The organism is Pseudomonas sp. GW822-FHT06B12 (assembly GCF_058799675.1).
Genome location: NZ_JBXALR010000002.1, coordinates 405,606 through 430,398 on the forward strand (window position 1 = coordinate 405,606; position 24,793 = coordinate 430,398).

The 24,793-nt window shown below is 59.9% G+C and carries 25 protein-coding genes and 1 pseudogene; 14 read left to right on the plus strand and 12 right to left on the minus strand.

Annotation, left to right across the window (positions count from 1 at the left end):
• The 3 genes from phaZ (at position 1) to AC1RKH_RS06505 (ending at position 3,338) form a co-directional block, all read left to right on the plus strand.
• The gene (phaZ, locus tag AC1RKH_RS06495; RefSeq protein WP_493062002.1) at positions 1 to 858 is read left to right on the plus strand and encodes a poly(3-hydroxyalkanoate) depolymerase; all 858 of its coding nucleotides are present in this window, start codon (positions 1 to 3) and stop codon (positions 856 to 858) included.
• A gap of 114 nt (positions 859 to 972) precedes the next feature.
• Entirely contained in the window at positions 973 to 2,655 is a 1,683-nt protein-coding gene (gene phaC / locus AC1RKH_RS06500; RefSeq protein WP_493062001.1) for a class II poly(R)-hydroxyalkanoic acid synthase, read from the plus strand.
• Between the two features lie 62 nt (positions 2,656 to 2,717).
• On the plus strand, positions 2,718 to 3,338 hold the full coding sequence (locus AC1RKH_RS06505; RefSeq protein ID WP_493062000.1) for a TetR/AcrR family transcriptional regulator: 621 nt from the start codon (positions 2,718 to 2,720) through the stop codon (positions 3,336 to 3,338).
• A 207-nt stretch (positions 3,339 to 3,545) separates the two neighbouring features.
• Here AC1RKH_RS06505 and AC1RKH_RS06510 read toward each other — a convergent pair whose 3' ends face one another.
• The 3 genes from AC1RKH_RS06510 to AC1RKH_RS06520 all read right to left on the minus strand — a co-directional run bounded on the left by AC1RKH_RS06510 (position 3,546) and on the right by AC1RKH_RS06520 (position 5,260).
• Positions 3,546 to 4,319, minus strand: coding sequence for a phasin family protein (locus tag AC1RKH_RS06510; RefSeq protein ID WP_493061999.1), 774 nt, complete (start codon positions 4,317 to 4,319; stop codon positions 3,546 to 3,548).
• Between the two features lie 10 nt (positions 4,320 to 4,329).
• Positions 4,330 to 4,752, minus strand: coding sequence for a phasin family protein (locus AC1RKH_RS06515; RefSeq protein ID WP_123423956.1), 423 nt, complete (start codon positions 4,750 to 4,752; stop codon positions 4,330 to 4,332).
• Positions 4,753 to 4,984: 232 nt separating this feature from the next.
• Positions 4,985 to 5,260 carry a polyhydroxyalkanoic acid system family protein gene (locus AC1RKH_RS06520; protein ID WP_493061998.1) on the minus strand — a complete coding sequence of 92 codons (276 nt, stop codon included), beginning with the start codon at positions 5,258 to 5,260 and terminating at the stop codon, positions 4,985 to 4,987.
• Positions 5,261 to 5,415: 155 nt separating this feature from the next.
• Here AC1RKH_RS06520 and ubiE point away from each other — a divergent pair, with 155 nt between their 5' ends.
• From ubiE to AC1RKH_RS06575, 11 genes and pseudogenes are all read left to right on the plus strand, one after another.
• The gene (gene ubiE, locus AC1RKH_RS06525; protein WP_007989286.1) at positions 5,416 to 6,186 is read left to right on the plus strand and encodes a bifunctional demethylmenaquinone methyltransferase/2-methoxy-6-polyprenyl-1,4-benzoquinol methylase UbiE; all 771 of its coding nucleotides are present in this window, start codon (positions 5,416 to 5,418) and stop codon (positions 6,184 to 6,186) included.
• The gene (locus AC1RKH_RS06530) at positions 6,186 to 6,809 is read left to right on the plus strand and encodes a ubiquinone biosynthesis accessory factor UbiJ (protein ID WP_493061997.1); all 624 of its coding nucleotides are present in this window, start codon (positions 6,186 to 6,188) and stop codon (positions 6,807 to 6,809) included. The genes ubiE and AC1RKH_RS06530 overlap by 1 nt, the downstream gene beginning before the upstream one ends.
• On the plus strand, positions 6,806 to 8,410 hold the full coding sequence (ubiB, locus tag AC1RKH_RS06535; RefSeq protein ID WP_493061996.1) for a ubiquinone biosynthesis regulatory protein kinase UbiB: 1,605 nt from the start codon (positions 6,806 to 6,808) through the stop codon (positions 8,408 to 8,410). The genes AC1RKH_RS06530 and ubiB overlap by 4 nt, the downstream gene beginning before the upstream one ends.
• Before the next feature lie 81 nt (positions 8,411 to 8,491).
• Positions 8,492 to 8,890 carry a phosphoribosyl-AMP cyclohydrolase gene (gene hisI, locus AC1RKH_RS06540; RefSeq protein ID WP_054595207.1) on the plus strand — a complete coding sequence of 133 codons (399 nt, stop codon included), beginning with the start codon at positions 8,492 to 8,494 and terminating at the stop codon, positions 8,888 to 8,890.
• Entirely contained in the window at positions 8,883 to 9,215 is a 333-nt protein-coding gene (locus AC1RKH_RS06545; protein ID WP_123423960.1) for a phosphoribosyl-ATP diphosphatase, read from the plus strand. The genes hisI and AC1RKH_RS06545 overlap by 8 nt, the downstream gene beginning before the upstream one ends.
• Positions 9,216 to 9,240: 25 nt before the next feature.
• Positions 9,241 to 9,522 (plus strand): twin-arginine translocase TatA/TatE family subunit, encoded by a 282-nt coding sequence (locus AC1RKH_RS06550; RefSeq protein ID WP_123423961.1) that lies wholly within the window; start codon positions 9,241 to 9,243, stop codon positions 9,520 to 9,522.
• A gap of 10 nt (positions 9,523 to 9,532) precedes the next feature.
• Positions 9,533 to 9,982 carry a Sec-independent protein translocase protein TatB gene (gene tatB, locus AC1RKH_RS06555; protein WP_493061995.1) on the plus strand — a complete coding sequence of 150 codons (450 nt, stop codon included), beginning with the start codon at positions 9,533 to 9,535 and terminating at the stop codon, positions 9,980 to 9,982.
• Positions 9,979 to 10,773 (plus strand): twin-arginine translocase subunit TatC, encoded by a 795-nt coding sequence (gene tatC, locus AC1RKH_RS06560; RefSeq protein ID WP_493061994.1) that lies wholly within the window; start codon positions 9,979 to 9,981, stop codon positions 10,771 to 10,773. Before tatB ends, tatC begins: the two co-directional genes overlap by 4 nt.
• Positions 10,770 to 11,477, plus strand: coding sequence for a 16S rRNA (uracil(1498)-N(3))-methyltransferase (locus AC1RKH_RS06565; RefSeq protein WP_493061993.1), 708 nt, complete (start codon positions 10,770 to 10,772; stop codon positions 11,475 to 11,477). The genes tatC and AC1RKH_RS06565 overlap by 4 nt, the downstream gene beginning before the upstream one ends.
• Positions 11,478 to 11,758: 281 nt before the next feature.
• Positions 11,759 to 12,700 (plus strand): annotated as a pseudogene (locus tag AC1RKH_RS06570) (methyl-accepting chemotaxis protein); the annotation flags it as partial.
• 144 nt (positions 12,701 to 12,844) lie between these two features.
• A complete protein-coding gene (locus AC1RKH_RS06575; RefSeq protein ID WP_493184042.1) occupies positions 12,845 to 13,558 on the plus strand; it encodes a methyl-accepting chemotaxis protein in 714 nt (237 codons plus the stop codon).
• 158 nt (positions 13,559 to 13,716) lie between these two features.
• Here AC1RKH_RS06575 and AC1RKH_RS06580 read toward each other — a convergent pair whose 3' ends face one another.
• The 9 genes from AC1RKH_RS06580 to AC1RKH_RS06620 form a co-directional block, all read right to left on the minus strand.
• Positions 13,717 to 14,451, minus strand: coding sequence for an amino acid ABC transporter ATP-binding protein (locus AC1RKH_RS06580; RefSeq protein WP_493061992.1), 735 nt, complete (start codon positions 14,449 to 14,451; stop codon positions 13,717 to 13,719).
• Complete coding sequence (locus AC1RKH_RS06585) at positions 14,444 to 15,403, minus strand: amino acid ABC transporter permease (protein WP_493061991.1); 960 nt, start codon at positions 15,401 to 15,403, stop codon at positions 14,444 to 14,446. Before AC1RKH_RS06585 ends, AC1RKH_RS06580 begins: the two co-directional genes overlap by 8 nt.
• A gap of 162 nt (positions 15,404 to 15,565) precedes the next feature.
• Positions 15,566 to 16,363 (minus strand): transporter substrate-binding domain-containing protein, encoded by a 798-nt coding sequence (locus AC1RKH_RS06590; RefSeq protein ID WP_493061990.1) that lies wholly within the window; start codon positions 16,361 to 16,363, stop codon positions 15,566 to 15,568.
• Between the two features lie 331 nt (positions 16,364 to 16,694).
• Entirely contained in the window at positions 16,695 to 19,265 is a 2,571-nt protein-coding gene (gene mdoH / locus AC1RKH_RS06595; RefSeq protein ID WP_493061989.1) for a glucans biosynthesis glucosyltransferase MdoH, read from the minus strand.
• A complete protein-coding gene (locus AC1RKH_RS06600; RefSeq protein WP_493061988.1) occupies positions 19,258 to 21,018 on the minus strand; it encodes a glucan biosynthesis protein G in 1,761 nt (586 codons plus the stop codon). Before AC1RKH_RS06600 ends, mdoH begins: the two co-directional genes overlap by 8 nt.
• Before the next feature lie 277 nt (positions 21,019 to 21,295).
• Entirely contained in the window at positions 21,296 to 21,733 is a 438-nt protein-coding gene (dtd, locus tag AC1RKH_RS06605; RefSeq protein WP_493061987.1) for a D-aminoacyl-tRNA deacylase, read from the minus strand.
• Positions 21,730 to 22,701, minus strand: coding sequence for a prolyl aminopeptidase (gene pip / locus AC1RKH_RS06610; RefSeq protein ID WP_123423972.1), 972 nt, complete (start codon positions 22,699 to 22,701; stop codon positions 21,730 to 21,732). Before pip ends, dtd begins: the two co-directional genes overlap by 4 nt.
• A gap of 104 nt (positions 22,702 to 22,805) precedes the next feature.
• Positions 22,806 to 23,741, minus strand: coding sequence for an alpha/beta hydrolase (locus AC1RKH_RS06615; protein WP_493061986.1), 936 nt, complete (start codon positions 23,739 to 23,741; stop codon positions 22,806 to 22,808).
• 15 nt (positions 23,742 to 23,756) lie between these two features.
• Positions 23,757 to 24,704, minus strand: a complete 948-nt coding sequence (locus AC1RKH_RS06620) for a choline ABC transporter substrate-binding protein (RefSeq protein WP_493061985.1) — start codon at positions 24,702 to 24,704, stop codon at positions 23,757 to 23,759.
• Between the last annotated feature and the right edge of the window lie 89 nt (positions 24,705 to 24,793).

Consider the following 24,793-nt stretch of genomic DNA (forward strand, 5'->3'; position numbering starts at 1 on the left):
ATGCCGCAACCGTTCATATTTCGTACCGTCGACCTGGATGGTCAAACCATCCGCACCGCGGTACGCCCCGGCAAGCCTCACTTGACGCCCTTGCTGATTTTCAATGGCATCGGCGCCAACCTGGAGCTGGTGTTTCCGTTCGTCCAGGCGCTGGACCCGGATCTGGAAGTGATCGCCTTCGACGTCCCCGGTGTCGGTGGCTCATCAACGCCTAACCATCCTTATCGCTTTCCCGGCCTGGCCAAGCTGACCGCACGGATGCTCGACTACCTCGATTACGGGCAAGTCAACGTGGTGGGTGTTTCCTGGGGCGGGGCGCTCGCCCAGCAGTTCGCCTTCGACTACCCCGAGCGCTGCAAGAAGCTCGTTTTGGCAGCGACGGCGGCGGGCATGGTGATGGTGCCGGGCAAACCGAAAGTGCTGTGGATGATGGCAAGCCCAAGACGCTACATTCAGCCATCCCACGTGATTCGCATTGCGCCGCTGATCTACGGTGGTTCGTTCCGCCGGGATCCCAACCTGGCGGCGGAGCACGCGAGCAAAGTGCGTTCGGCGGGCAAGCTCGGCTACTACTGGCAGTTGTTCGCGGGCCTGGGCTGGACCAGTATTCACTGGCTGCACAAAATCAATCAGCCGACCCTGGTACTGGCCGGCGATGATGACCCGCTCATTCCGCTGATCAATATGCGCATACTCGCCTGGCGTATTCCCAATGCCCAGCTACACATAATCGACGACGGTCATTTATTCCTGATCACCCGGGCCGAGGCCGTCGCACCGATCATCATGAAATTTCTCCAGGAAGAACGCCAACGGGCAGTGATGCATCCGCACCCGGCGTCGTTCGGCGGCACATAAAGTACTACGTACGTCGACAGGAGTGTCGAGAGCCGCAAGGGAGGTCCGGAGCGACTATGGTGTCTATTCGGAATTGATGTACTTGTTGATGGCTTGACGAAGGAGTGTTGACTCATGCGAGACAAAAAAGCGCCGGGCGCCTTTCCCCCACCCGCCGCATTCATCAATGCTCAGAGTGCGATCACCGGTCTGCGCGGCCAGGACCTGCTCTCGACTCTGCGCAGCGTCGCCGCCCATGGCTTGCGCCACCCGGTACAGAGTGCCAAACACGCGCTGGCATTGGGCGGGCAACTGGGCCGGGTGCTACTGGGCGAAACCCTGCACCAGCCCAACCCTTCGGACAGCCGCTTCGCCGACCCGAGCTGGACCCTCAATCCGTTTTACCGGCGCGGTCTTCAGGCCTACTTGAGCTGGCAGAAACAGGTCAAAAAATGGATCGATGAAAGCGGCATGTCCGCGGATGACCGTGCACGCGCGCAATTTGTCTTTACCCTGCTCAACGATGCAGTCTCGCCTTCCAATACCTTGCTCAACCCGCTGGCGGTCAAGGAGCTGTTCAACTCTGGCGGCCAGAGTCTGGTGCGTGGTCTCAGCCATCTGTTCGACGACCTGATGCACAACAACGGCCTGCCCAGCCAGGTCACCAAGCATGCTTTCGAGGTCGGCAAAACGGTTGCCACCACCACCGGCGCGGTGGTGTTTCGCAACGAATTGCTGGAGTTGATCCAGTACAAGCCGATGAGCGAAAAGCAGTACGCCAAACCGCTGCTCGTGGTGCCGCCGCAGATCAACAAGTACTACATTTTCGACTTGAGCCCGCACAACAGCTTCGTCCAGTTTGCGCTGAAGCACGGCCTGCAAGTATTCATGGTCAGCTGGCGCAACCCGGATGTGCGCCATCGCGAATGGGGCCTGTCGAGTTATGTCGAAGCGGTGGAAGAGGCGCTGAATGTCTGCCGGGCGATCACCGGCAGCCGCGAGGTCAACCTGATGGGCGCCTGCGCCGGGGGCCTGACCATCGCCGCCTTGCAAGGACATCTGCAAGCCAAACGACAACTGCGGCGGGTCGCCAGCGCGACCTATCTGGTCAGCCTGCTCGACAGTCAACTGGAAAGCCCGGCGACCCTGTTCGCCGACGAGCAGACCCTGGAGGCGGCCAAGCGTCGCTCCTATCAAAAAGGCGTGCTCGAAGGCCGCGACATGGCCAAGGTCTTTGCCTGGATGCGCCCCAACGACCTGATCTGGAACTACTGGGTCAACAACTACCTGTTGGGCAAAGAGCCGCCAGCGTTCGACATTCTCTACTGGAACAACGACAACACTCGCCTGCCTGCAGCCTTTCACGGCGACCTGCTGGATTTCTTCAAGCACAACCCGTTGACCCATCCTGGCGGACTGGAGGTCTGCGGCACGCCGATCGACTTGCAGAAGGTCAACGTCGACAGCTTTAGCGTCGCCGGGATCAACGATCACATCACGCCTTGGGACGCGGTGTACCGCTCGACACTGCTGCTGGGGGGTGAACGACGCTTCGTGCTGTCCAACAGTGGTCACGTGCAGAGCATTCTCAATCCACCGAGCAACCCCAAGGCCAACTATGTCGACAACCCGAAACTGAGCAGCGATCCACGGGCCTGGTACTACGACGCCAAACATGTCGACGGTAGTTGGTGGACCCAATGGCTGGGCTGGATTCAGGAACGTTCCGGCACTCAGCGCGAAACCCTGATGGCCCTCGGCAACCAGAACTATCCACCGATGGAGGCGGCGCCAGGCACTTACGTGCGCGTACGCTGAACTCTCCCCGTGCCACGGCCGCAAGTGTCGGCCGTGGCCTGACGAATCACTAAGAAGACTGGATGAAAACCCGCGACCGGATTCTTGAATGCGCCTTGCTGCTGTTCAATCAAAAGGGCGAGCCGAATGTTTCCACCATGGAAGTTGCCAATGAGTTGGGGATCAGCCCCGGCAACCTCTACTACCATTTTCACGGTAAGGAGCCGCTGATTCTCGGACTGTTCGAGCGTTTTCAAAGCGAATTGACGCCGCTGCTCGACCCACCGTCGGACGTGCGACTGGCACCGGAAGATTACTGGCTGTTCCTGCACCTGATCGTCGAACGCCTGGCGCACTACCGCTTCCTGTTCCAGGACCTGTCGAACCTGGCCGGACGCTTGCCGAAACTGGCCAAGGGCATCCGTAATCTGCTCAATTCCCTCAAGCGCACACTGGCCTCGTTACTGGCCCAGTTGAAGGCTCAGGGGCAGCTGGTCAGCGATACCCAGGCACTCGGGCAACTGGTGGAACAGATCACCATGACCTTGCTGTTTTCCCTGGACTATCAGCGGATTCTCGATCGCGAAGGCGAAGTGCGAGTGGTGGTCTACCAGATCATGATGCTGGTGGCGCCGCACCTGCTGCCACCGGCGAAACTCGCGACCGAGCAGTTGGCGTTGCAGTATCTGGAAGAGCACGACTAGCACAGCCTCCATACGACGAAAATCCAGTGTGGGAGCGAGCCTGCTCGCGATAGCGATCCAACAGTCAACATCAGTGTTGAATGTGATGACCCCATCGCGAGCAGGCTCGCTCCCACATTGGTTCTTTGGTGTTTTCGAGAATGCATTCAGTACAAACAAAAACGCCCGACCTTCGCAGGCCGGGCGTTTTTGCGTGTCCTGGGTTAATCAGGACTGACTGGATGGCGCCGATGGTGCTGGCGTTACAGTCGGGGTCACGGCAGGGGTTGGCGCCGCGGCGGAGTTCGCCGGGCTGACCGGTGCTGCCGGTTTGGCGGCGGCCACTGCGGGTTTCGGTGCGGCGGCTTTCGCAACTGCAGGCTTCTTGACTGCCGGCTTCTTCGCGGCAGCAGGCTTGGCGGCGGCTTTTGCAGCAGCCGGTTTGGCTGCCGCGGTTTTCGCTGCTGGCTTGGCTGGCGCTTTAGCCGCTGGTTTGGCAGCCGGTTTAGCGGCAGCTTTGACCAGTGGTTTGGCGGCAGTTTTAGCAGCAGGTTTGGCTGCTGCGGTTTTAGCCGCAACAGGCGCAACCTTGGCACCGGTGAGTTTTTCGATTTGCTTGGTCAGGGTATCGACCTTGCTGTGCAGCGCTTTGACTTCATTGCGGCTTGGCACGCCAAGACGCGAAATGGCGCTGTTCAGGCGCTTGTCGAAAGCCCCTTCCAGTTCGTCCCACTTGCCCAGCGCGCGATCTTTGACACCGCTGATACGCGACCTGGCCGATTGAGCGGAGTCTTTGGCAGCATCGACTGTTTTGCCGACAGCGCTCTTGGTGAGCTTCTCGGCTTTCTCGCCATCCTTAACCAATGACTCGAAGAGTTTGCTGCCGTCAGTGTCGATCTTCGAGTACACGCCTAAACCAGCAAGCCAGATTTTGCGGGAGTAGTCTTCGACTTTCCCAATCCACGAGCTGCCTTCTTTCTCGGTGTTCTTTTTACCAGCCATCCCGTTCTCCTTAAGATTTACGCGCGACGCGTTCGAGCAATGCCGTCAGCTCATCGAGCTTAGCAGAGAGTGTCTCAACGTCATGTTTAGACGGAATGCCGATACGATTCAAGGCACTTGCGACACGCGTGTCGAAAGCTTTCTCGACCTTGTCGAGTTGAGCCTCGACTTTGTCTTTGAAAGTACTGACTTCGCTCTTGGCTTCATCAATCTCGGCATTGGCCGCTTCAAGCTTCTCGACAACTACCTTTTTGCCTTTCTTTTCAACAGTTTGACCAGCCTTGATCAACTCCTGAAAGTACTCGCTGCCTTCCTGACCGACCTTGGTGTAGGCACCCAGGCCTGCCAGCCAGATCTTGCGGGCATAGGATTTCACTTCGCTCACCGCAGTCGGCTGAACGTCAGTTTTTTTCTTCAAAGTAACTTTGGCCATGGTGCACCTCACGCGCAGAAGGTTTGAGGAACTGCCCGTCAAGCGTCGGGCTCAGGCACAAAGTAGTGAGAAAAATTAGAAACGGCACCCTAACAACTGACACAAAAAACGCGGATGACGCAGTACTACTGTGGGAGCGAGCTTGCTCGCGATAGCTGTTCATCATTCGACATTGATGCTGACTGACACTCCGCCATCGCGAGCAAGCTCGCTCCCACATGAAAAGCGCAAATCAGACCAATGCCTTATCGAGGGCTCTTTCGATTTCCGACTTGATGGTGCCACTCATTGCCGACATCAACAGACCGAGTTCGACATCAATCTTGATCGAGGTGTCGCCCACATACACCGCACCTTTGACCCCGGAACGCTTGAGATTCAGGGTGTCGCCCGACCATTGAGGTACCAGACCATATTGCGCGGCCAGTTTTTCTGCCAGTTTGTCAGCCTTCTCACGGGCTGCTTCCTTACCCAGGCCATGGGTACGTTCAACACTGATATGGGCCACTGAATGACTCCTGTTTTATCGGGACTTGCCTCCAACATTCTGACCCCTGCTGCGTCAAAACGTCCGGGCGGTTGCCTATCTTACCTTCAGCCTTGCCAAGACAAAGCATGCCTGCGGGATTAGAATGTCGCGCATTCTCTTTTGGTGACAGCGATATGACTGATCAGCGCAAAGGCAGCGATGCCGAACCCACCACTCACTTCGGCTTCAAAAACGTTCCGGAAAGCCAGAAAGCGGAAAAAGTCGCTGAGGTTTTCCACTCGGTAGCCGCCAAATACGACCTGATGAACGACCTCCTGTCGGGCGGCATGCACCGCCTGTGGAAACGTTTCGCGATCGAACTGTCCGGCGTTCGCACCGGTAACCGAGTGCTGGACATCGCCGGCGGCACTGGCGACCTGACCAGAAAGTTCTCGCACCTGGTAGGCCCGACCGGCCAGGTGGTGCTCGCCGACATCAACGAATCCATGCTCAAGGTCGGTCGTGACCGCCTGCTGGATCTGGGCGTGGCAGGCAATGTCGAGTTCGTTCAGGCCGACGCTGAAAAGCTGCCGTTCCCGGACAACCACTTCGACTGCGTGACCATCGCGTTCGGCCTGCGCAACGTCACCCACAAGGAAGACGCCCTGCGCTCCATGCTGCGGGTGCTCAAGCCGGGCGGTCGTTTGCTGGTGCTGGAGTTCTCCAAGCCGACCAACGCGCTGATGTCCAAGGCCTACGATGCCTACTCGTTCGCCTTCATGCCGTTGATGGGCAAGTTGATCACCAATGACTCGGAAAGCTATCGCTACCTGGCCGAATCGATCCGCATGCACCCGAACCAGGAAACCCTGAAGTCGATGATGGTTGAAGCCGGTTTCGACCGCGTGACCTACCACAACATGACCGCAGGCATCGTCGCCCTGCACCGTGGCATCAAGCCCTGATGTTGCTCGCAGGCCTGCTCGCCAGTGTCGAACTCGGCCTCAACCGGGTACTGCGACTCGACAGCACGGCGCTGCCGCGCCTGGCGCATTTGAACGGCAAGGTGATTGCCGTCGATTGCCGCAGTCCGGCATTGCAGATGTTCATTCTGCCCAGCGATGAAGGCCTGATGCTGGCGGCGCACTGGGCCGCGGATGCCGATTGCACCTTGCGTGCGCCGGCATCGAGCCTGCTTGCGCTTGCCGTAAGCAAGGACAAACCGTCGGTCCTGCATGGCCCTGAAGTTGAACTCGACGGCGACAGCGGCGTGCTGCTGGCGCTGGCGTCAGTCCTCCAGGACCTGGAGCTGGACTGGGAATACGAACTCTCGCGCTGGCTCGGCCCGGTCGCCACGCAATTGCTTGGCGGTCACTTGCGTAGCCGCGCACGCTGGTATCAACAAGGTTTCGCCAGCCTGAACCAGAATCTTGCCGAATACCTCGCCGAAGAATCGCGCGCCCTCGTCGGCCAGCACGAAGCCGAAGCGCGGTTTAATGAACTGGACCAGATCAAACTCGATCTGGAACGTCTTGAGGCGCGCTTCGAGCGTCTTTCCCGATCCCTTGATTCAAGCGATAACGCATGAAGCTGCTTGCCGTCCGCCGTTTGTTGCGCATCCAGCGCGTCGTGATCCGCTACCGCCTCGATGACCTGCTGTTCGCCCTGCCACTGCCGTGGTTCCTGCTGGCACTGCGTTATGCGCTGCCGTGGCGCTGGTTCCCACGCAAAACCCTGGACCTGAGCCGGGGCGCGCGTTTGCGGCTGGCCTTGCAGGACCTGGGGCCGATTTTCATCAAGTTCGGGCAGATTCTTTCCACCCGCCGCGACTTGCTGCCCGAAGACATCGCCGATGAGCTGATGCTGTTGCAGGACCGTGTGCCGCCGTTTGACTCGCAAGTAGCGGTCAAGCTGATCGAAGAACAGCTGGGCAAGAAGATCAGCGATGTGTTCAGCCGATTCGACATCGAGCCGCTGGCCTCGGCTTCAGTGGCGCAGGTCCATGCGGCGCAGCTCAAAAGCGGCGAAGAAGTGGTGGTCAAGGTCATCCGCCCGGGCCTCAAGCCGGTCATCGCGCAAGACCTGGCCTGGCTGTTCATCCTCGCCCGCGCGGCGGAAAAACTTTCTGCCGATGCGCGCCTGCTGCACCCGGTGGACGTGGTCAGCGACTACGAAAAGACCATCTTCGACGAACTCGACCTGCTACGCGAAGCGGCTAACGCCAGCCAGCTGAGACGCAACTTCGACGGCTCGCCGCTGCTGTACGTGCCACAAGTCTACTGGGACTGGTGCCGGCCAAAAGTGTTGGTGATGGAGCGTATCTACGGGATTCAGGTCACGGACCTGGCGACCCTCGCCGACCAGCGCACCGACATGAAAATGCTCGCTGAACGTGGCGTGGAGATCTTCTTCACCCAGGTGTTCCGCGACAGTTTCTTCCACGCCGACATGCACCCCGGCAACATCTTCGTCAGCACCGTGCAGCCGTGGAGCCCGCAATACATTGCGATCGACTGCGGGATCGTCGGCAGCCTGACACCTGAGGACCAGGACTATCTGGCGCGCAACCTGTTCGCGTTTTTCAAGCGTGACTACCGTCGCGTGGCCCAGTTGCACATCGATTCGGGCTGGGTGCCAGCGGAGACCAAGCTCAACGAATTCGAAGCGGCAATCCGTACGGTGTGCGAGCCGATCTTCGAAAAACCGTTAAAAGATATTTCCTTCGGTCAAGTGCTGATGCGCCTGTTCCAGACCGCCCGACGCTTCAACATGGAAGTGCAGCCGCAGCTGGTGCTGCTGCAAAAAACCCTGCTCAACATCGAAGGCCTGGGTCGTCAGCTGTACCCGGACCTCGACCTGTGGAACACCGCGCAACCGTTCCTCGAACGCTGGATGCGCGACCGCGTCAGCCCGAAAACCTTGCTGGGCAACCTGCACAATCAGGTCGAACAACTGCCGCACCTGGCCAACATGACCCGCGACCTGCTCGAGCGCATGTCACAGCCCCACGTCATAAACCCGCCACCGGCCTGGCACCGTCGCTCGGACGACTGGTTCCTGCGCCTGCTCGGCACCGCACATCTGGCGGGCGGCGCGATCCTGCTGGCCGGCGGTCCCCTGGACGGACTCGGCCATTGGCCCGGCGCAATCATGGTGGCCGTAGGCTTGTATCTGATCGTTCGCCGATAGCCAGAGCCCCCGCAGACTGGCACACTGTTTCAACGCCAGGGCTCCACTACTGAAGTGTCGAGCCCACTGTCGGAGTCGAAGATGAAAGATTGGCTGGACGAGATCAAATGGGACAGCGACGGCCTGGTGCCGGCGATCGCCCAGGATCACAAAACCGGGCGCGTGCTGATGATGGCCTGGATGAACCGCGAAGCGCTGGAACTGACCGCCGCCGAGAACCGCGCCATTTACTGGTCACGTTCGCGCGGCAAACTGTGGCGCAAGGGCGAAGAGTCCGGGCACGTGCAAACCCTGCATGAGATGCGCCTGGACTGTGACGCCGACGTCATCATTCTGATGGTCGAGCAAATCGGCGACATCGCCTGTCATACCGGCCGTCAAAGCTGCTTCTACCGCGTCTATGAGAACGGCGACTGGAAAACCGTCGACCCGGTCTTGAAAGACCCGCACGCCATTTATTCGGACCACAAACATGACTGACACCCTGACCCGTCTGGCCCAAGTGCTGGAAGAGCGTAAAGGCGCTGCCGCCGACAGCTCCTATGTCGCCAGCCTTTACCACAAGGGCTTGAACAAGATTCTGGAAAAGGTCGGCGAAGAGTCGGTCGAGACCATCATTGCCGCCAAAGACGCCGCCATCAGCGGAGATTGCAGTGATGTAATCTACGAAACCGCTGACTTGTGGTTCCATAGTATGGTCATGCTCGCCCAACTGGGGCAGCATCCGCAGGCAGTGCTCGATGAACTGGACCGCCGCTTCGGCCTGTCCGGACACGTCGAGAAAGCCTCGCGCCCGACCGCTTGAATAACTATTAGAGAGGAACAGCAACATGGGCATTTTTGACTGGAAACACTGGATCGTCATCCTGATTGTTGTGGTACTGGTTTTCGGCACCAAGAAACTGAAAAACCTCGGCACTGACGTCGGCGAAACGATCAAGGGCTTTCGCAAAGCCATGAACGACGAAGAAAAGCCTGCCGAGCCGACAGTTCCGCCGACCGCCGCGCAGCCAGCGTCGCCGGTGCAGCCACAGGCCACGACACTGAACGAGCCGCACACCATCGACGTGCAGGCCCATAAAGTCGAAGAGCCGACCCGCAAAGACTCGTGAGCACAGACTAATGTTCGGTATCAGCTTCTCTGAACTGCTGCTCGTCGGCCTCGTTGCCCTGCTGGTGCTGGGCCCCGAGCGTCTGCCGGGTGCTGCGCGCACTGCCGGTCTGTGGATCGGACGCCTGAAGCGCAGCTTCAATGCGATCAAAACGGAAGTTGAACGTGAAATCGGTGCCGACGAGATTCGTCGACAACTGCACAACGAGCACATTCTGTCGCTGGAGCAAGAGGCGCGCAAAATCCTCTCGCCAACCCAGCAACAGCCGACGCCGGTCGAAACGGTGGCTGAGCAGACGATTCCCGCGCCTGCACCTGTTGCTGAAACTGCGCCTGTTGTAACACCGGTTGAACCGCCTCCAGCGGTCGTTGCCGCCCCACCGGCAGCACCTGTTACTCCTGCGGCGGCAACCACTGCGCCAGCCCCCCACGATCCAACACTGCCGCCGCGAGCCCCATGAGCGATATTCCAGAGAACGACCAGCATATGCCGCTGGTTTCGCACCTCACCGAGTTGCGCACTCGCCTGCTGCGCTGCGTCGCGGCGATCTTCCTGATCTTCGCCGGGCTGTTTGCTTTCACCCAGCAGATCTACACCTTCGTCTCGATACCGCTGCGCCAGTACTTGCCGGCCGGCGCGACGATGATCGCCACCGACGTGTCCTCGCCGTTCCTGACGCCGTTGAAGCTGACCATGATGGTCTCGCTGTTCCTGGCGATCCCGGTGATCCTGCATCAGATCTGGGGCTTCATCGCGCCGGGCCTTTACAAGCATGAGAAGCGCATCGCGGTGCCGCTGCTGGTCTCCAGCATTCTGCTGTTCTATACCGGCATGGCGTTCGCCTACTTTCTGGTGTTCCCGCTGATCTTCAAGTTCTTCGCCTCGGCCACTCCGGCGGGCGTGGAAATGATGACCGACATCACCAGTTACCTGGATTTCGTCATGACGCTGTTCTTCGCCTTCGGCGTGGCGTTCGAAATCCCGGTGGCCGTGGTGCTGCTGGTATGGATCGGCGTGGTCGACGTCAAATACCTGAAGAAAATCCGTCCATACGTGGTCATCGGCTGCTTCGTGGTCGGTATGATTCTGACCCCGCCGGACATCTTCTCGCAGACCCTGCTGGCCGTGCCGATGTGGCTGTTGTTCGAGATCGGCATCCTGTTTGGCAGCCTGGTCAGCAAACGCGAAAAACCGGCGGATGAGCAACCGGCAGACGATCACAACGACCAGCCGCCAGCGACTCAACCGTGAACCTGCTGCTCCTCGAAGAGGCTGACTTCATTGCGGCTGACCGGGTGATCCTGCGCGATCGGCGCTTGACCCATATGCAGGAAGTCCACCGCTGTGAAGTCGGCGACAGCATGCGGGTCGGGCGGATTGGCGGATTGATGGGCTCAGCCGAAGTGCTGCGCCTGGAAGCCACCGAAGCCGAACTGCGCGTCACCCTCGACCAGCCACCACCGGCCAAGCTGCCACTGACTCTGGTGCTGGCCCTGCCGCGCCCGAAGATGCTGCGCAGAGTGTTCCAGACAGTGGCCGCCATGGGCGTGCCGCGAATCGTGCTGGTGAACAGTTATCGGGTCGAGAAGAGCTTCTGGCAGACACCGTTCCTGGAGCCCGAGGCGATTCGCGAGCAACTGATCCTCGGTCTGGAACAGGCCCGCGACAGCGTACTGCCAGAGATCGTCATCGAGAAACGCTTCAAGCCCTTCGTCGAAGACCGCCTGCCAGCCATCGCCGACGGCACCCTCGGGCTGATCGGCCACCCCGGCAACTATCCGCCCTGCCCCCGTGGGCTGGACGAACCGGTGACCCTGGCCATCGGCCCGGAAGGCGGCTGGATCCCCTACGAAATCGACCTGCTGACCAAGGCCGGCCTGCAACCGGTACAGCTCGGCGACCGCATCCTGCGGGTCGAAACCGCCGTCACGGCCCTGCTTTCGCGCCTGTTCTAAGACCTCCCCCGCCGCCCCCACGCGCGCGTAGGCTGCGATCTTTTCAAATGATCCGCAGATCAAGATCAAAAGATCGCAGCCTTCGGCAGCTCCTACAGAAAATCGCATACCGGCCGATATTCTCTCTATAAATCCAATCAAAGTGGTCATAGGGAGTCCGCAGCATGTACCGATGGTTAGCCGAACACCTTGGAAATGTGAGCGTCAATCGCAAGCTTGGCATCGGCTTCGGCCTGGTATTGCTCCTGACCCTGCTGACCACCGTGAACGGCTGGACGGGCATGAGCAGCATCATCAGTCGCGGTGACAAGCTCGGTTATATTTCCAGCCTCAATGAGTTGACCAAAGACCTGCGCATTGCGCGCCTGGATTACGAAATGCGCCGCGGCGAGCAAGGCCCGGCGGCGGTCAGCGACCTGTTGGGCAAGCTTGACGAGGGCCTGAAAAACGCCCTCAAGATGATCGTGCAACCGGCTAATGTGGCGATGCTCAAGCAGCAGATTGAAGCCGTCAACGAGTACAAACACGCCTTTGCCGACATGACCCAGGCCACCGCCAACCGCGAAGCCGCCCGCGCGAAACTCGGCGCCACTGCCGACAACGCCGTAGCCCGCGTGGCAGAAGTCGAAAAAGCCCTGCTGCAAGGCGACAACATTGCCCAGTTCAACAGCGTCATCGAGCTGAGCAAGTTGATCCAGCAAGCACGCTTCCAGGTGCGCGGCTACACCTACAGCGGCAAGGTCGAGGCTGAACAACCGGCGCTGGATGCCATCGACAACGCCCTGAAGTACCTCAAGACCCTGCCGGAAAAATTGCCGGAACAACACACCGCCAACCTGCAACAAGCCACCGACTCACTGATTGCTTACCGCGCGGCCGTCAGCCAATATCGCGACTCCCAAGTGGCCAGCGCCACCGCCCTCAAAGACATGGCCCAGCAAGGCGACCTGCTGTTCGACCTGAGCAAGAAACTCACCGCCACGCAAACTGCCACGCGTGACACCGAAGCCGCCCACGCCAAAAACACCCTGCTGCTGGTGACCGCGCTGGCCCTGGCGTTCGGCCTGCTTGCTGCCTGGGCCATCACCCGACAGATCGTCATCCCGCTGAGCCAGACCCTGAAAGTCGCCGAGCGCATAGCCGCCGGCGACCTGACTCACAACCTCATTTCCCAGCGTCGCGACGAACTCGGCCAGCTGCAACGCGCCATGCAGAACATGACCGTCGGCCTGCGCGAGCTGATCGGCGGTATCAGCGAAGGCGTGACACAGATCGCCAGCGCCGCCGAAGAGCTCTCCGCCGTGACCGAGCAGACCAGCGCCGGGGTCAACAGCCAGAAGGTTGAAACCGATCAAGTGGCCACTGCCATGAATGAAATGGCCGCCACGGTTCAGGAAGTTGCACGCAACGCCGAAGAAGCCTCGGAAGCCGCCGTCGCCGCCGACCAACAGGCCCGCGAAGGCGACAAGGTGGTCGGCGAAGCCATCGCTCAAATCGAACGTCTGGCGACCGAAGTGGGCAATTCCACTGACGCCATGGGCCATCTCAAGCGCGAGAGCGACAAGATCGGCAGCGTGCTGGATGTGATCAAGTCCGTGGCCCAACAAACCAACCTGCTGGCTCTCAACGCCGCTATCGAGGCGGCACGGGCCGGTGAAGCCGGACGTGGTTTCGCCGTGGTTGCCGACGAAGTGCGCAGCCTGGCGCAACGCACCCAGAAGTCCACCGAAGAGATCGAAGAACTGATTGTCGGCCTGCAAAGCGGTACTCAGCAGGTTGCCACCACCCTGGACAACAGCCGCAGCCTGAGCGAAAGCAGCGTCGAACTGACCCGTCGTGCCGGCGGCTCGCTGTCAAACATCACCCGCACCGTCTCGGCGATTCAGGCAATGAACCAGCAGATCGCCGCAGCCGCCGAACAGCAAAGCGCCGTAGCCGAAGAGATCAACCGCAGCGTGCTGAACGTGCGCGACGTCTCCGACCAGACCTCGGCCGCCAGTGAGGAAACCGCAGCCTCCAGCGTCGAGCTGGCGCGGCTGGGCACCCATCTGCAGATGCTGGTGGGCAAGTTCAAGGTTTGAGGGGATAAACAGGCCTCGGTCCGCTCGGGACCGAGGCGATGCCATCGCGAGCAAGCTCGCTCCCACAGTGGATTTTCGGTGTGTGCACTATTTGTGCTTCACACAGGAACAATGTGGGAGCGAGCTTGCTCGCGATAGCGGTCTGACGGGCACTGAAGTTACAGAACCTGCCGCAAAAACGCCTGTGCTCGCGGGTCCTTCGGGGCATCGAAGAACTCGGCCGGCGCCGCGTCTTCCAGCAGTTTGCCGTGATCGAAGAACAACACCCGATCCGCCACCTCCCGCGCAAAGCCCATTTCGTGGGTGACGCAGACCATGGTCATGCCTTCCACGGCCAGGGTCTTCATCACGTCCAGTACTTCGCCGACCATTTCCGGGTCCAGCGCCGAAGTCGGCTCATCGAACAACATGACCTTCGGTTCCATGGCCAGCGCCCGGGCAATCGCCACTCGCTGCTGTTGACCACCGGAGAGACGTGAAGGGAACTCGTTGGCCTTCTGCGCGATGCCAACCTTTTCCAGTAACGCCAGGGCCTTGGCCTCACGCTCCTGCTTGCCGCGCTTGCGCACGACTTTCTGCGCCAGGCAGAGGTTCTCCAGCACGGTCATGTGCGGGAACAGATTGAAGTGCTGGAACACCATCCCTACTTCACGGCGATAAGCATTCACATCGGTTTTCGGGTCGGCCAGTTGCAAACCGTCGATGCTTACCGAGCCCGAGTCGAACGCTTCCAGCCCATTCAGGCAACGCAGAAAGGTCGATTTGCCGGAACCCGACGGGCCGATCACCACCAGCACTTCGCCCTTGGCCACTTGGGTCGTGACGTTGTCCACCGCACGGACCACTTGGCCGCGGGTGTCGAAGACTTTTACCAGATCGCGGACTTCAATCACTTTGCGCGAGCCTCCGCTCAAGCCGGCTGGCGATTTTCGACAGCGGCAGGTTGATCAACAGGTACAGACCCGCCACGCAGAACAGGATTTCGAACGGCGAGAACGAGGTGGTGATGACTTCACGGCCGCTTTTGAGCAGCTCGGTGATGGCGATCACCGACACCAGCGAAGTGTCCTTGACCAGACTGATGAATTGCCCGGCCAACGGCGGCAGCACGCGTTTGAACGCTTGCGGCAACACCACGTGGCGCATCGACTGTCCGGCACTCAAACCCAGCGAGCGCGCGGCTTCGTTCTGCCCACGGGCAATCGACTGCACGCCAGAACGAATGATCTCGGCCACATAGGCACCGGTGAACAGCGACAGTGCGGCGATCCCGGCAAATTCGCGGGACAGGTTGAGCACCGTGCCGATGAAGAAGTAGAAAATGAAGATCTGCACCAGCAGTGGCGTACCACGCACCAGTTCGATGTAGACGGTCGACAGGTCGCGCAGGGTCGGGTTGTTCGACAGCCGGCACAGGCCGGTTGCCAGCCCAATCAGCAGCCCGAGCACACCCGACACCAGCGACAGCCACAACGTTGTCCACAGGCCCCACAACAGCGGTCCTGCTGCCCAATGCCGGGTTACGCCGACCACATCGCCTTCCGCCACATCGTCGCCATGGGTAACTTGCAGGCTGTTGTCATCGACGCTCAGGTACTGCTCGACTCCGGCGTCGTTGCGCAGGGTCACTTCGGCCTTATCGCCTGTGCGCACCAGCTCGCTGACGGTGGAAATGTCAGCGGCTCGCTGGGTTTCTTCGGCGTGATAGGCAAAGTACTGCGGCACGCGGTTCCAGCGCCATTCGTAAGACATCAGCGAGGTGGCGTAATACAACGCGCCAGCCATGCCGATCAGCACCAGCACGGTCAACACGTGCCAGGGCCATTGGGCTTTTTTCTGTTTCATTGAGTCTGAAAATTCCGAAGTTTGTGTCGCCAGGGAGGCCGTCATCGCGAGCAAGCTCGCTCCCACAGTGGATCGGTGTGAACACAACATCTGTGTCCGGCGCAGATCCTGTGGGAGCGAGCTTGCTCGCGATTGAGGCGACGCGGTCTATCCAACCGAGCCTTATTCCATGTCCTTGAGCCAAGCAGTGTCTTTGAACCACTTGTCATGGATGCGATCGTAGGTGCCGTCTTCGTGGATCTGGTGCAGGAAGTTGTTGATGAAGTTGATGCTGTCGTAGTCACCCTTCTTCAGACCGAAGGCCAGCGGCTCGTAGGTGAACGGCTTGTCGAGGAACACCAGTTTGCCGTTGCCGACCTTGTTCACCGCCACGACGTTGTAAGGCGCGTCGTAGATGAAGGCGTCAGCCTTGCCGTTGACCACGTCGAGCACGGCTTCCTGCTCGTTGTCGTAGCCGTGGTATTTGGCTTTGGAGATCAGCTTCTTCGCGACCATTTCGCCGGTGGTACCGAGCTTGGAGGTGATGCGGTAGTCGGCGGTGTTCAGGTCTTTATAGGAGGTGATGGTGCCTTCCAGGTCTTTGCGGATCAGCAATGTCTGGCCGACCACGATGAACGGTTCGCTGAAGTTCAGACGCAGATTGCGCTCCTGGGTCAGGGTCATGCCGCTGCCGATCATGTCGAACTTGTCGGTCATCAGCGCCGGGATGATCCCGTCGTAACCGGTGGACACCATCTCCAGCTTGACCCCCATGGCCTTGGCCATGGCTTTGAGGATGTCGACTTCGAAACCGATGATCTCGCCGCGCTTGTTGGTCATTTCGAACGGCATGTAGGTCGGATCCATGCCGACTTTTAGCGTCCCGCGCTTGACTGCGTCGTCGATGGCGCCGGCGTGCGCCGCGTTGACGGCAACCAGTGCCGTGACGCCGAGCAGCAGCATCGAGAGATACTTCTTCATCATCAACTCCCCTAACCCATAGTGTTGTGAGGCGCGCAAAAAGCCGATTTCCTTTTGAAAACCGACAGTTACGGACAGAAAGTTGTCCGGGCGCACCAAAGAGGGGAGCGATGCTAACGCACTCGTCCGTTTGCACAAGGGGGTGGTAGGGGATTTGTTGTTTTACCGATGATCGTTCCCATGCTCCAGCGTGGGAATGCCGCCCGGGACGCTCCGCGTCCCTTCGTAAGCGTGACGCAGAGCGTCACAGGATGCATTCCCACGCAGAGCGTTGGAACGATCAATGCGCCAAGAAAAAGCCCCGCATCTTTTCAGAAGCGGGGCTTTTTCATCAGGCCGGTTGTGCCTGTGCGCTCAGCGGTTTGAGCGGCAACAACGGTGCGTGAGGATCGGCTTTCACCGACGCTCGCCAGGCATCCAGCCACTGCGCGTGGCTTTCGCTCCAAACCTGCTCATGCAGGCGACCCAGTGCCACAGGATCGCTCAGCAACTGCAGGCGCTCATGGTTGTTCAACCCGGCAGGGCCGGCTTTCAGTGCGTGGCGAACCCGCTCGATACGCAGCCACTCGATCGGCTCGGCCTGACCGTGACGCGAAGTTGCCAGCGCACAAGCCAGGGCATTCTGCTGCGGATCGACCACCGCACGGATGAAGCCGTCGTTCAGCGCATGCCAACGGTTTTCGTGGGTGTATTGATCGGTCGCCAGCAAGGCCTGTGGCGGCGCGTATTCCTCGGGAATCAGGAACAGGCTTTCGTCACGGGATTTGAGGCCCAGCTTCACACGGCTGGAGATCACCGACACCGGGATCGACAGCATCAGCGATCCGACGATCGGTACCAGCCACCAGAGGAAGCTCGGGTTCAGCCAGATCACCAGCAAAGCCCAGAAGAAGCCCAGCAAGGTTTGCGGACCATGGCGGCGCACCGCTTCGCTCCACGGCGTGGAGTCGTCGTCACGTTGTGGTGAGTTCCAGGTCGCAGCCCAGCCGAGGAACGCGGCGAGTACGAAACGGGTGTGGAAGATCATTCGCACCGGCGCGAGCAGCATCGAGAACAACATCTCCAGCAGCATCGACAGGGTCACCTTGAACTTGCCACCGAACTCTTTCGCGCCCTTGGCCCAGATCAGGATGATGCTCAGCAACTTCGGCAGGAACAACAGCACGATGGTCGTCGAGAACAACGCAACGGCCTTGTCCGGATGCCATTGTGGCCACAGCGGATAAAGCTGTCGCGGCTCCATGAAGTACTGCGGCTCCATCAGCGTATTGACCGCCAGTAGCGCAGTCGACAGCACCAGGAAGAAGAACCACAAGGGTGCCGACAGGTAAGACATCACGCCGGTCAGGAACACCGCACGGTGTACCGGGTGCATGCCCTTGACCAGGAACAGCCGGAAGTTCATCAGGTTGCCGTGGCACCAGCGACGGTCACGCTTGAGTTCGTCGAGCAGGTTCGGCGGCAATTCTTCATAGCTGCCAGGCAGATCGTAAGCAATCCACACGCCCCAGCCGGCACGGCGCATCAGCGCGGCTTCAACGAAGTCGTGGGAAAGGATCGCCCCTGCAAATGCACCTTTACCGGGCAACGGCGCCAGGGCGCAGTGCTCGATGAACGGCTTCATGCGGATGATCGCGTTGTGGCCCCAGTAGTGGGATTCGCCCAACTGCCAGAAGTGCAGGCCGGCGGTAAACAGCGGGCCGTATACCCGGGTGGCGAACTGCTGCATGCGCGCATACAGCGTGTCCATGCCCGAGGCACGTGGCGCGGTCTGAATGATCCCGGCGTCCGGCGTGGCTTCCATCAAGCGCACCAGACTGGTCAGGCATTCGCCACTCATCACGCTGTCGGCGTCGAGCACGACCATGTACTTGTAATCACCGCCCCAACGACGGCAGAAGTCGTCGAGGTTACCGCTTTTGCGTTTTACGCGACGGCGGCGACGGCGATAGAAGATCTTGCCAAAACCCTTGGCTTCGCGGCAGACGTCCAGCCAGGCCTGCTGCTCGGCCACGCAGATATCGCTGTCGTTACTGTCACTGAGGACGAAGAAGTCGAAACGGTCCAGATCACCGGTGGCGGCGACCGACTCGAAGGTCGCGCGCAAACCGGCGAACACCCGCGGCACGTCTTCGTTGCAGATCGGCATCACCAATGCGGTACGCGCGTCTTTGGCAATCGGCTCATTGCCGGCGCTCGCGCCGGAAATGCGGTACTTGTCGTGCCCGGTGAGCAACTCGAGGAAGCCCATCAGCGCAGTCCAGAAACCGGCCGAGACCCAGCAGAACAAAATCCCGAACAGAATCAGGATGCTGGTTTGCAAGGCATACGGCAGCACTTGCGTCGCCGTCTGGATCAGCGGCTGGTGTAAAACTTCGTTGAGATCGACGAACGACCAACCCTGGTACGGCATGATGCCTTTCATGTACCAGCCCGCGACGATGGTCTGGCCCAGCATCAACACCAGCAGAATGTAGCGGCGGATCGAGCCGACGGTGCGCCAGCGAGCCGCCGGCAGCACGCGCTCATCCTTCGGCGGTGCCGGAGGATTGGTGCGGCCGGTCAGCCGACGCCAGCCACGTACCAGGATATTGGTACGCCATGGCTCGGGCACGACCTTGGTCCGACGAATCGGTGGGGTCGCCTTCAGGCACACACGACCGCTGGCGTCGAGCGCCAGCATCTCGGCCTCTTCAAGCTCCTCGGCGGAGTTGAGGGTCAGCCGACGGCCGACCGAGGCTTGCGCAGCCTCGCTCGGCGCGTCGAAAGCCTGCGACGACAGGCGTTCATGCAGCTCGCTGAAGGATGTGCAGCCCGCCAGTGTAGCGCGCTGCTCATCGGTCATCGGCAGGTGCGCCAGATACTCGCTGAGAGTCTCTGGCTGTACTTGGGAATTACTCATCGGCTGGCAACTGGTAGCTCCAGGTCTCGGTCAGCACTTGTTCAGTCTTGGCTGCATCCGAGGCAGGAGGTATGGCAGGGGCTGCTTCGGCAGCGGCTGGCTGCTTGGCGTCTTTGTCTTTCTTGTCGAGCTTCTCTTGCTGCCTGGCGGCGATTTTATCGGCCTTGGCAACGGAAGAATTGGCGTTCACCACCAGAACCTTGACCGGCTCAGGGACTACGATGTCCTTGACCAGCGCAGCACGCATCTCGGTGGACTTGCCCGGATCCTTGATCTTCATGCGCAGCGTCAGGCGCCAGCCCTGGGTTTCAGGGTTGTAGCGCACGCTGTTTTCAACCACTTCGGCGTTGTCACCCACACTCACCTGGCTGCGAACCGGCGCATCTTCTGGCAAGGCCTTGAGGGACGGGCCAGTGAAGTCCACCAGGTAAGCAACGCTACCGTCCGGCTGACGGATCAGGTTGGACTGCTTCACGTCGCCGGTGGAACGCAGGGTCTGTTGAACCCAGGCGCTGTCCGGCGAATGCAGGGCTGCTTCGTCGATGGTCCAGTGCAGACGGTAGGCGAAGTCCAGCGGCTGACCTGGCTCAGGCAGTTTTTCCGGGCTCCAGAACGCAACGATGTTGTCGTTGGTTTCGTCGGCAGTCGGGATCTCTACGAGGTCGACCGTGCCTTTGCCCCAGTCGCCTTTTGGCTCGATCCAGGCGCTTGGGCGCTTGTCGTAGCGGTCATCGAGGTCTTCGTAGTGGCTGAAATCACGACCACGTTGCAGCAGGCCGAAACCACGCGGGTTCTCGACCGAGAAATTGCTCACGGCCAGATGTTTCGGATTGTTCAGCGGGCGCCAGATCCACTCGCCGTTGCCGGCATGGATCGACAGACCACTGGAGTCGTGCAGTTCACGACGGTAGTTGAGGACTTTCGACGGCTGGTTGGCGCCGAACAGGAACATGCTGGTCAGCGGAGCGATACCCAGTTTGCTGACCTTGTCGCGCAGGAACACCTGCGCCTTGACGTCGACAATGGTGTCGCTGCCCGGACGCAGGGTCAGGCGATAGGCACCGGTGGCACGCGGCGAGTCCAGCAGGGCGTAGATCACCAGGTGCTTGTCGGTCGGCTTGGGTTGCGCAATCCAGAACTCGGTGAAACGCGGAAACTCTTCACCGGACGGCAGCGCAGTGTCGATCGCCAGGCCACGCGCGGACAGGCCATAGGTGTGGCCTTTACCGACGACGCGGAAGTAGCTCGCGCCGAGCATGGTCATGATTTCGTCTTGCTTGTCGGCCTTGTTGATCGGGTACAGCACACGAAAGCCCGCATAACCCAGCTGTTCGGTGGCTTTAGGATCGAACTTCACGTCGCCGAAATCGAAACGACTCGGGTCGTACTTGATCTCTTCAACGCTGTTGGCAGTGATTTCGTTGATCTTCACCGGCGTGTCGAAGTGCATGCCCTGGTGATAGAACGACAGCTTGAACGGGGTTTTCTGATCGGCCCATTCGGCTTTTTCGGTCAGGAAACGAATTTTCTGATAGTCCGCGAATTTCATGTCACGGAATTCGTTCGGCAGATTGCTGCGCGGGGCTTCGTATTTTTGCCCGGCCTTTTCTTTTGCCTTAGCCGACACATCATCCAGATTGAATGCCCAAAGCTGGCCAGCGCTGAGCAGGCAAAGCAAGGCAGAGCCCGTCACCAGTGCGTTTCGTAACCGTTTGGCAGACAATTTTGGTGCATTACAGGGACTAACAATCACGAGCAACCCTCGCCGAAAACAGATCAAAAAACCAACGGCTAGCTATCTATGTGCCAGGTTGGCGAGCATTGTTCCGACTCCGATGGGCCTAAATGATTCCCCAAACGGTTCCGGACAAGTCTCTACCTAAGTCAAAAATGGGCCAACGAACGCTGATCCCCGTAGCGCGGGATTATCTAGTAGGCCGCGTTACAACGCATCAGGGGTAACAAAGTATTTATCGCGAAAAACCTCTGTTTTTGACCGAAACACGCCTGAAAAGATGTTTCAGGGGCTTTCAGGTCTGTAACAGGAAGGTTACCGGGCCATCATTGACCAGATGCACCTGCATGTCCGCGCCAAATTTACCTGATGCCACTTTGCCATGTAACTGCTGCGCCTTGGCTAATATATAGTCAAAAAGCTCTTCTCCCAGTGCCGGTGGGGCAGCGGTAGAAAAGCTCGGACGCAAACCATTTTTGGTATCGGCGGCCAGGGTGAACTGCGAGACCAACAGCAAACCACCGCCGACATCGGCCAAGGACAGATTCATCTTGCCCTCGGCATCACTGAATACCCGATAGTTAAGCAGCTTATGCAAAAGTTTGTCGGCGCTGGCCCGAGTGTCTTCCGGTTCAACCGCCACCAATACCAGCAAACCCTGGTCTACCGCGCCAACAATTTCTCCCGCCACTTCGACGCGCGCGCCTCGCACGCGCTGTAACAGGCCCTTCATGCTTCTTCAGGCGGCAAATCAAGCAAACGTCGGGCCATCCGGCTGGCCGCACGCACCAATGCATCGGTGATGCCCGGTTCGGAGGCCGCATGCCCGGCATCGCGGATCACCTGCAGTTCGCTGTTCGGCCAGGCTTGATGCAGTTCCCAGGCGTTATCCAGCGGGCAGATCACGTCGTAACGGCCGTGGACGATGACGCCCGGCAAATGGGCGATCTTGCCCATGTCGCGAATCAACTGGTTCGGCTCAAGGAAAGCGTTGTTGGTGAAGTAGTGGCATTCGATCCGGGCGATCGACAACGCGCGCTGCGGCTCGGAGAAGCGCTCGACCACCATCGGGTTCGGACGCAGGGTGGCCGTGCGGCCTTCCCAGGTCGACCAGGCCTTGGCCGCGTGCATCTGGGCAATCTGGTCGTTGCCGGTCAGGCGCTTGTGGAAAGCATTGAGCAGGTCGTCGCGCTCATCCGCAGGGATCGGCGCGATGTAGTCCTGCCAGTAATCCGGGAACAGACGGCTGGCGCCAGCCTGGTAGAACCATTCGATTTCCTGCGGACGGCAGAGAAAAATCCCGCGCAGAATCAGACCGTGCACACGCTCAGGGTGGGTTTGCGCGTAGGCCAACGCCAGGGTCGAACCCCAGGAGCCGCCGAACAGCACCCATTTTTCGATGCCCAAGTGCTGGCGAATTCGCTCAAGGTCGGCGACCAGATCCCAGGTGGTGTTGTTTTCCAGGCTGGCATGCGGGGTAGAACGACCGCAACCGCGCTGATCGAAGGTAACAATGCGGTACAGGTTCGGATCGAAGTAGCACCGACTCTGTGCATCACAACCAGCCCCCGGGCCGCCGTGAATGAACACCACCGGCAAACCTTCCGGCGAACCGCTTTCGTCGACGTATAGCGTGTGTGTTTCATCGACAGCCAGATCGTGCCGGGCGTGAGGTTTGATCTGTGGGTACAAAGTCTGCATTGCGCGCTCCGTAAGGGGTCGAGGTCATCCCTGGGGGGACTTCTATTATTCTGCCGTCCGGCATCATAAACCCGAATTACGTCAATGAGCATGCCCGCGAAAAATCAGACTTCGCTTACAAGAAACCGATGCAAATACGCCAGCAGGTTTTCATACAGCAGATCCACTTCCGCAACCTGGCCGCGCCCCCGCAAACAGCCGTGAACCAGCCCTTTGCCTGAATACAGACTGACCTCGCCCCCTGCGGCTTCAAGTCGCCGGGCATAAGTGACACCGTCGTCGCGCAGCGGGTCGAACTGCGCGACGGCGATCATCGTCGGTGGCAAACCGCTGAAATCATCGGCGAGCAATGGCATGGCGTAGGCCGACGGTTGCCGTGTGCCGCGCAAGTACAACGCGTGATAGCAGTCCAGGTCGCTGCTGCTGAGCAGCGGCGCGTCGGCACATTCGCTGCGCGATGGGAGCCTGGCGTCACCGCCCAGTCCTGGATAGATCAAGACTTGCGCGCAGGGCAAGCGCTCGCCCCGGTCGCGCAACGCCAGACACAACGCGGCGGCCAGATTGCCGCCGGCGCTGTCACCGGCCACCAGCATCCGCGTCGCATCCAGCACAAACGGGCTCGCCCCTACGCAAAGGGCTCGCCATACACTCAGGCAATCATCGAACGCCGCCGGGAATGGATGCTCCGGCGCCAGTCGGTAATCAACAGCAATCACCAACACGCCCAGAACCATCGCCAGTTCGGCGCAGATGAAGTCGTGCGAATCCAGATCCCCTACCACCCAGCCACCGCCGTGCAGATACAAAATGCACGGCCAGCCCGAATCCGGCGCTGAAACCGCTGGCTGGTAGGCGCGTACCGAAACACCTTCCAGCGCGAAGTCGGCGACCTCCAGCCCTTGCGGGCGAGCCTTGGTGAACGCCCGGCACATTTGACTGTAAGCATGACGCAGCCCCTCCAGGCTGCTGTCGGTGCTGTTGAAGCTGAGGGTCCTCTCGACAAATGCCGAGAGCTGCGCAGAGATCGGATAGTCAGGCATAAGGTTCTCGGCCACTCAGAGTTTCAGGCTGGCCTGTACCGCCTTCACACCGTCCTTGCCATCGAAACTGCTGACACCTGCCAACCAACGCTGAAGATCCTCAGGGTGATCACGCAGCCACTGCCGGGCGACATCCTGAGCGGTCTTGCGCTCCATGATCGGCACCATCAACTGGCTTTCCTGGGCGGCGGTGAACGTCAGGTTTTCCAGCAAACGGTTCACGTTGGGGCAACGCTGGGCGTAATCCGGCGCGGTCACGGTCGAGACAGTCGCTGCACCTTCGTTCGGGCCGTAGACATCTTCGCTGCCGGTCAGGTAGTTGATCTTCATGTTGATGTTCATCGGATGCGGGGTCCAGCCGACGAACACCACGAACTCCTTGCGATTGACCGCACGCTGCACGGCGGCAAGCATGCCGGCCTCGCCGGATTCGATCAGTTTGAAGTCCTTGAGGCCAAAGTGATTGGTCTCGATCATGGTTTTGATGGTGGTGTTGGCGCCGCTGCCCGGTTCGATGCCGTAGATTTTGGCGCCCAACTGGTCTTTGAATTTGGCGATATCGCCGAAGGTTTTCAGACCCGCCGCCGCAACATAGTCAGGCACCGCGAGGGTCGCCTGGGCGTCAGACAGGCTGGGTTTGTCCATGACTTTGAGTTGATTGGCGGCGATGAACGGCGCGATGTTCTTGTCCATCGCCGGCTTCCAGTAGCCGAGGAAGATATCCAGGCGTTTGTCGCGGATACCGGCGAAAATGATTTGCTGCACGGCGCTGGTTTGCTTGCTTTCGTAGCCAAGCCCATTGAGCAAGACATCGGCCATGCCACTGGTGGCGATCACATCGGTCCAGTTGACCACGCCCATGCGCACGGACTGGCAGGACGCCGGTTCGCTGGCAAAGGTGTTGGCGCTCAGAAGTGCGGTGCCGGTAAGGATTAACAGACAGCGGTTGAACAGTCGTTTCATCGGGAGGGCTCGCTCGGCAGCTGGTTATTGTGGGCCCGGTGTCTTCATGCACCGTGCCCACAACGTTACTCAGCGTCTGAACGACAAAA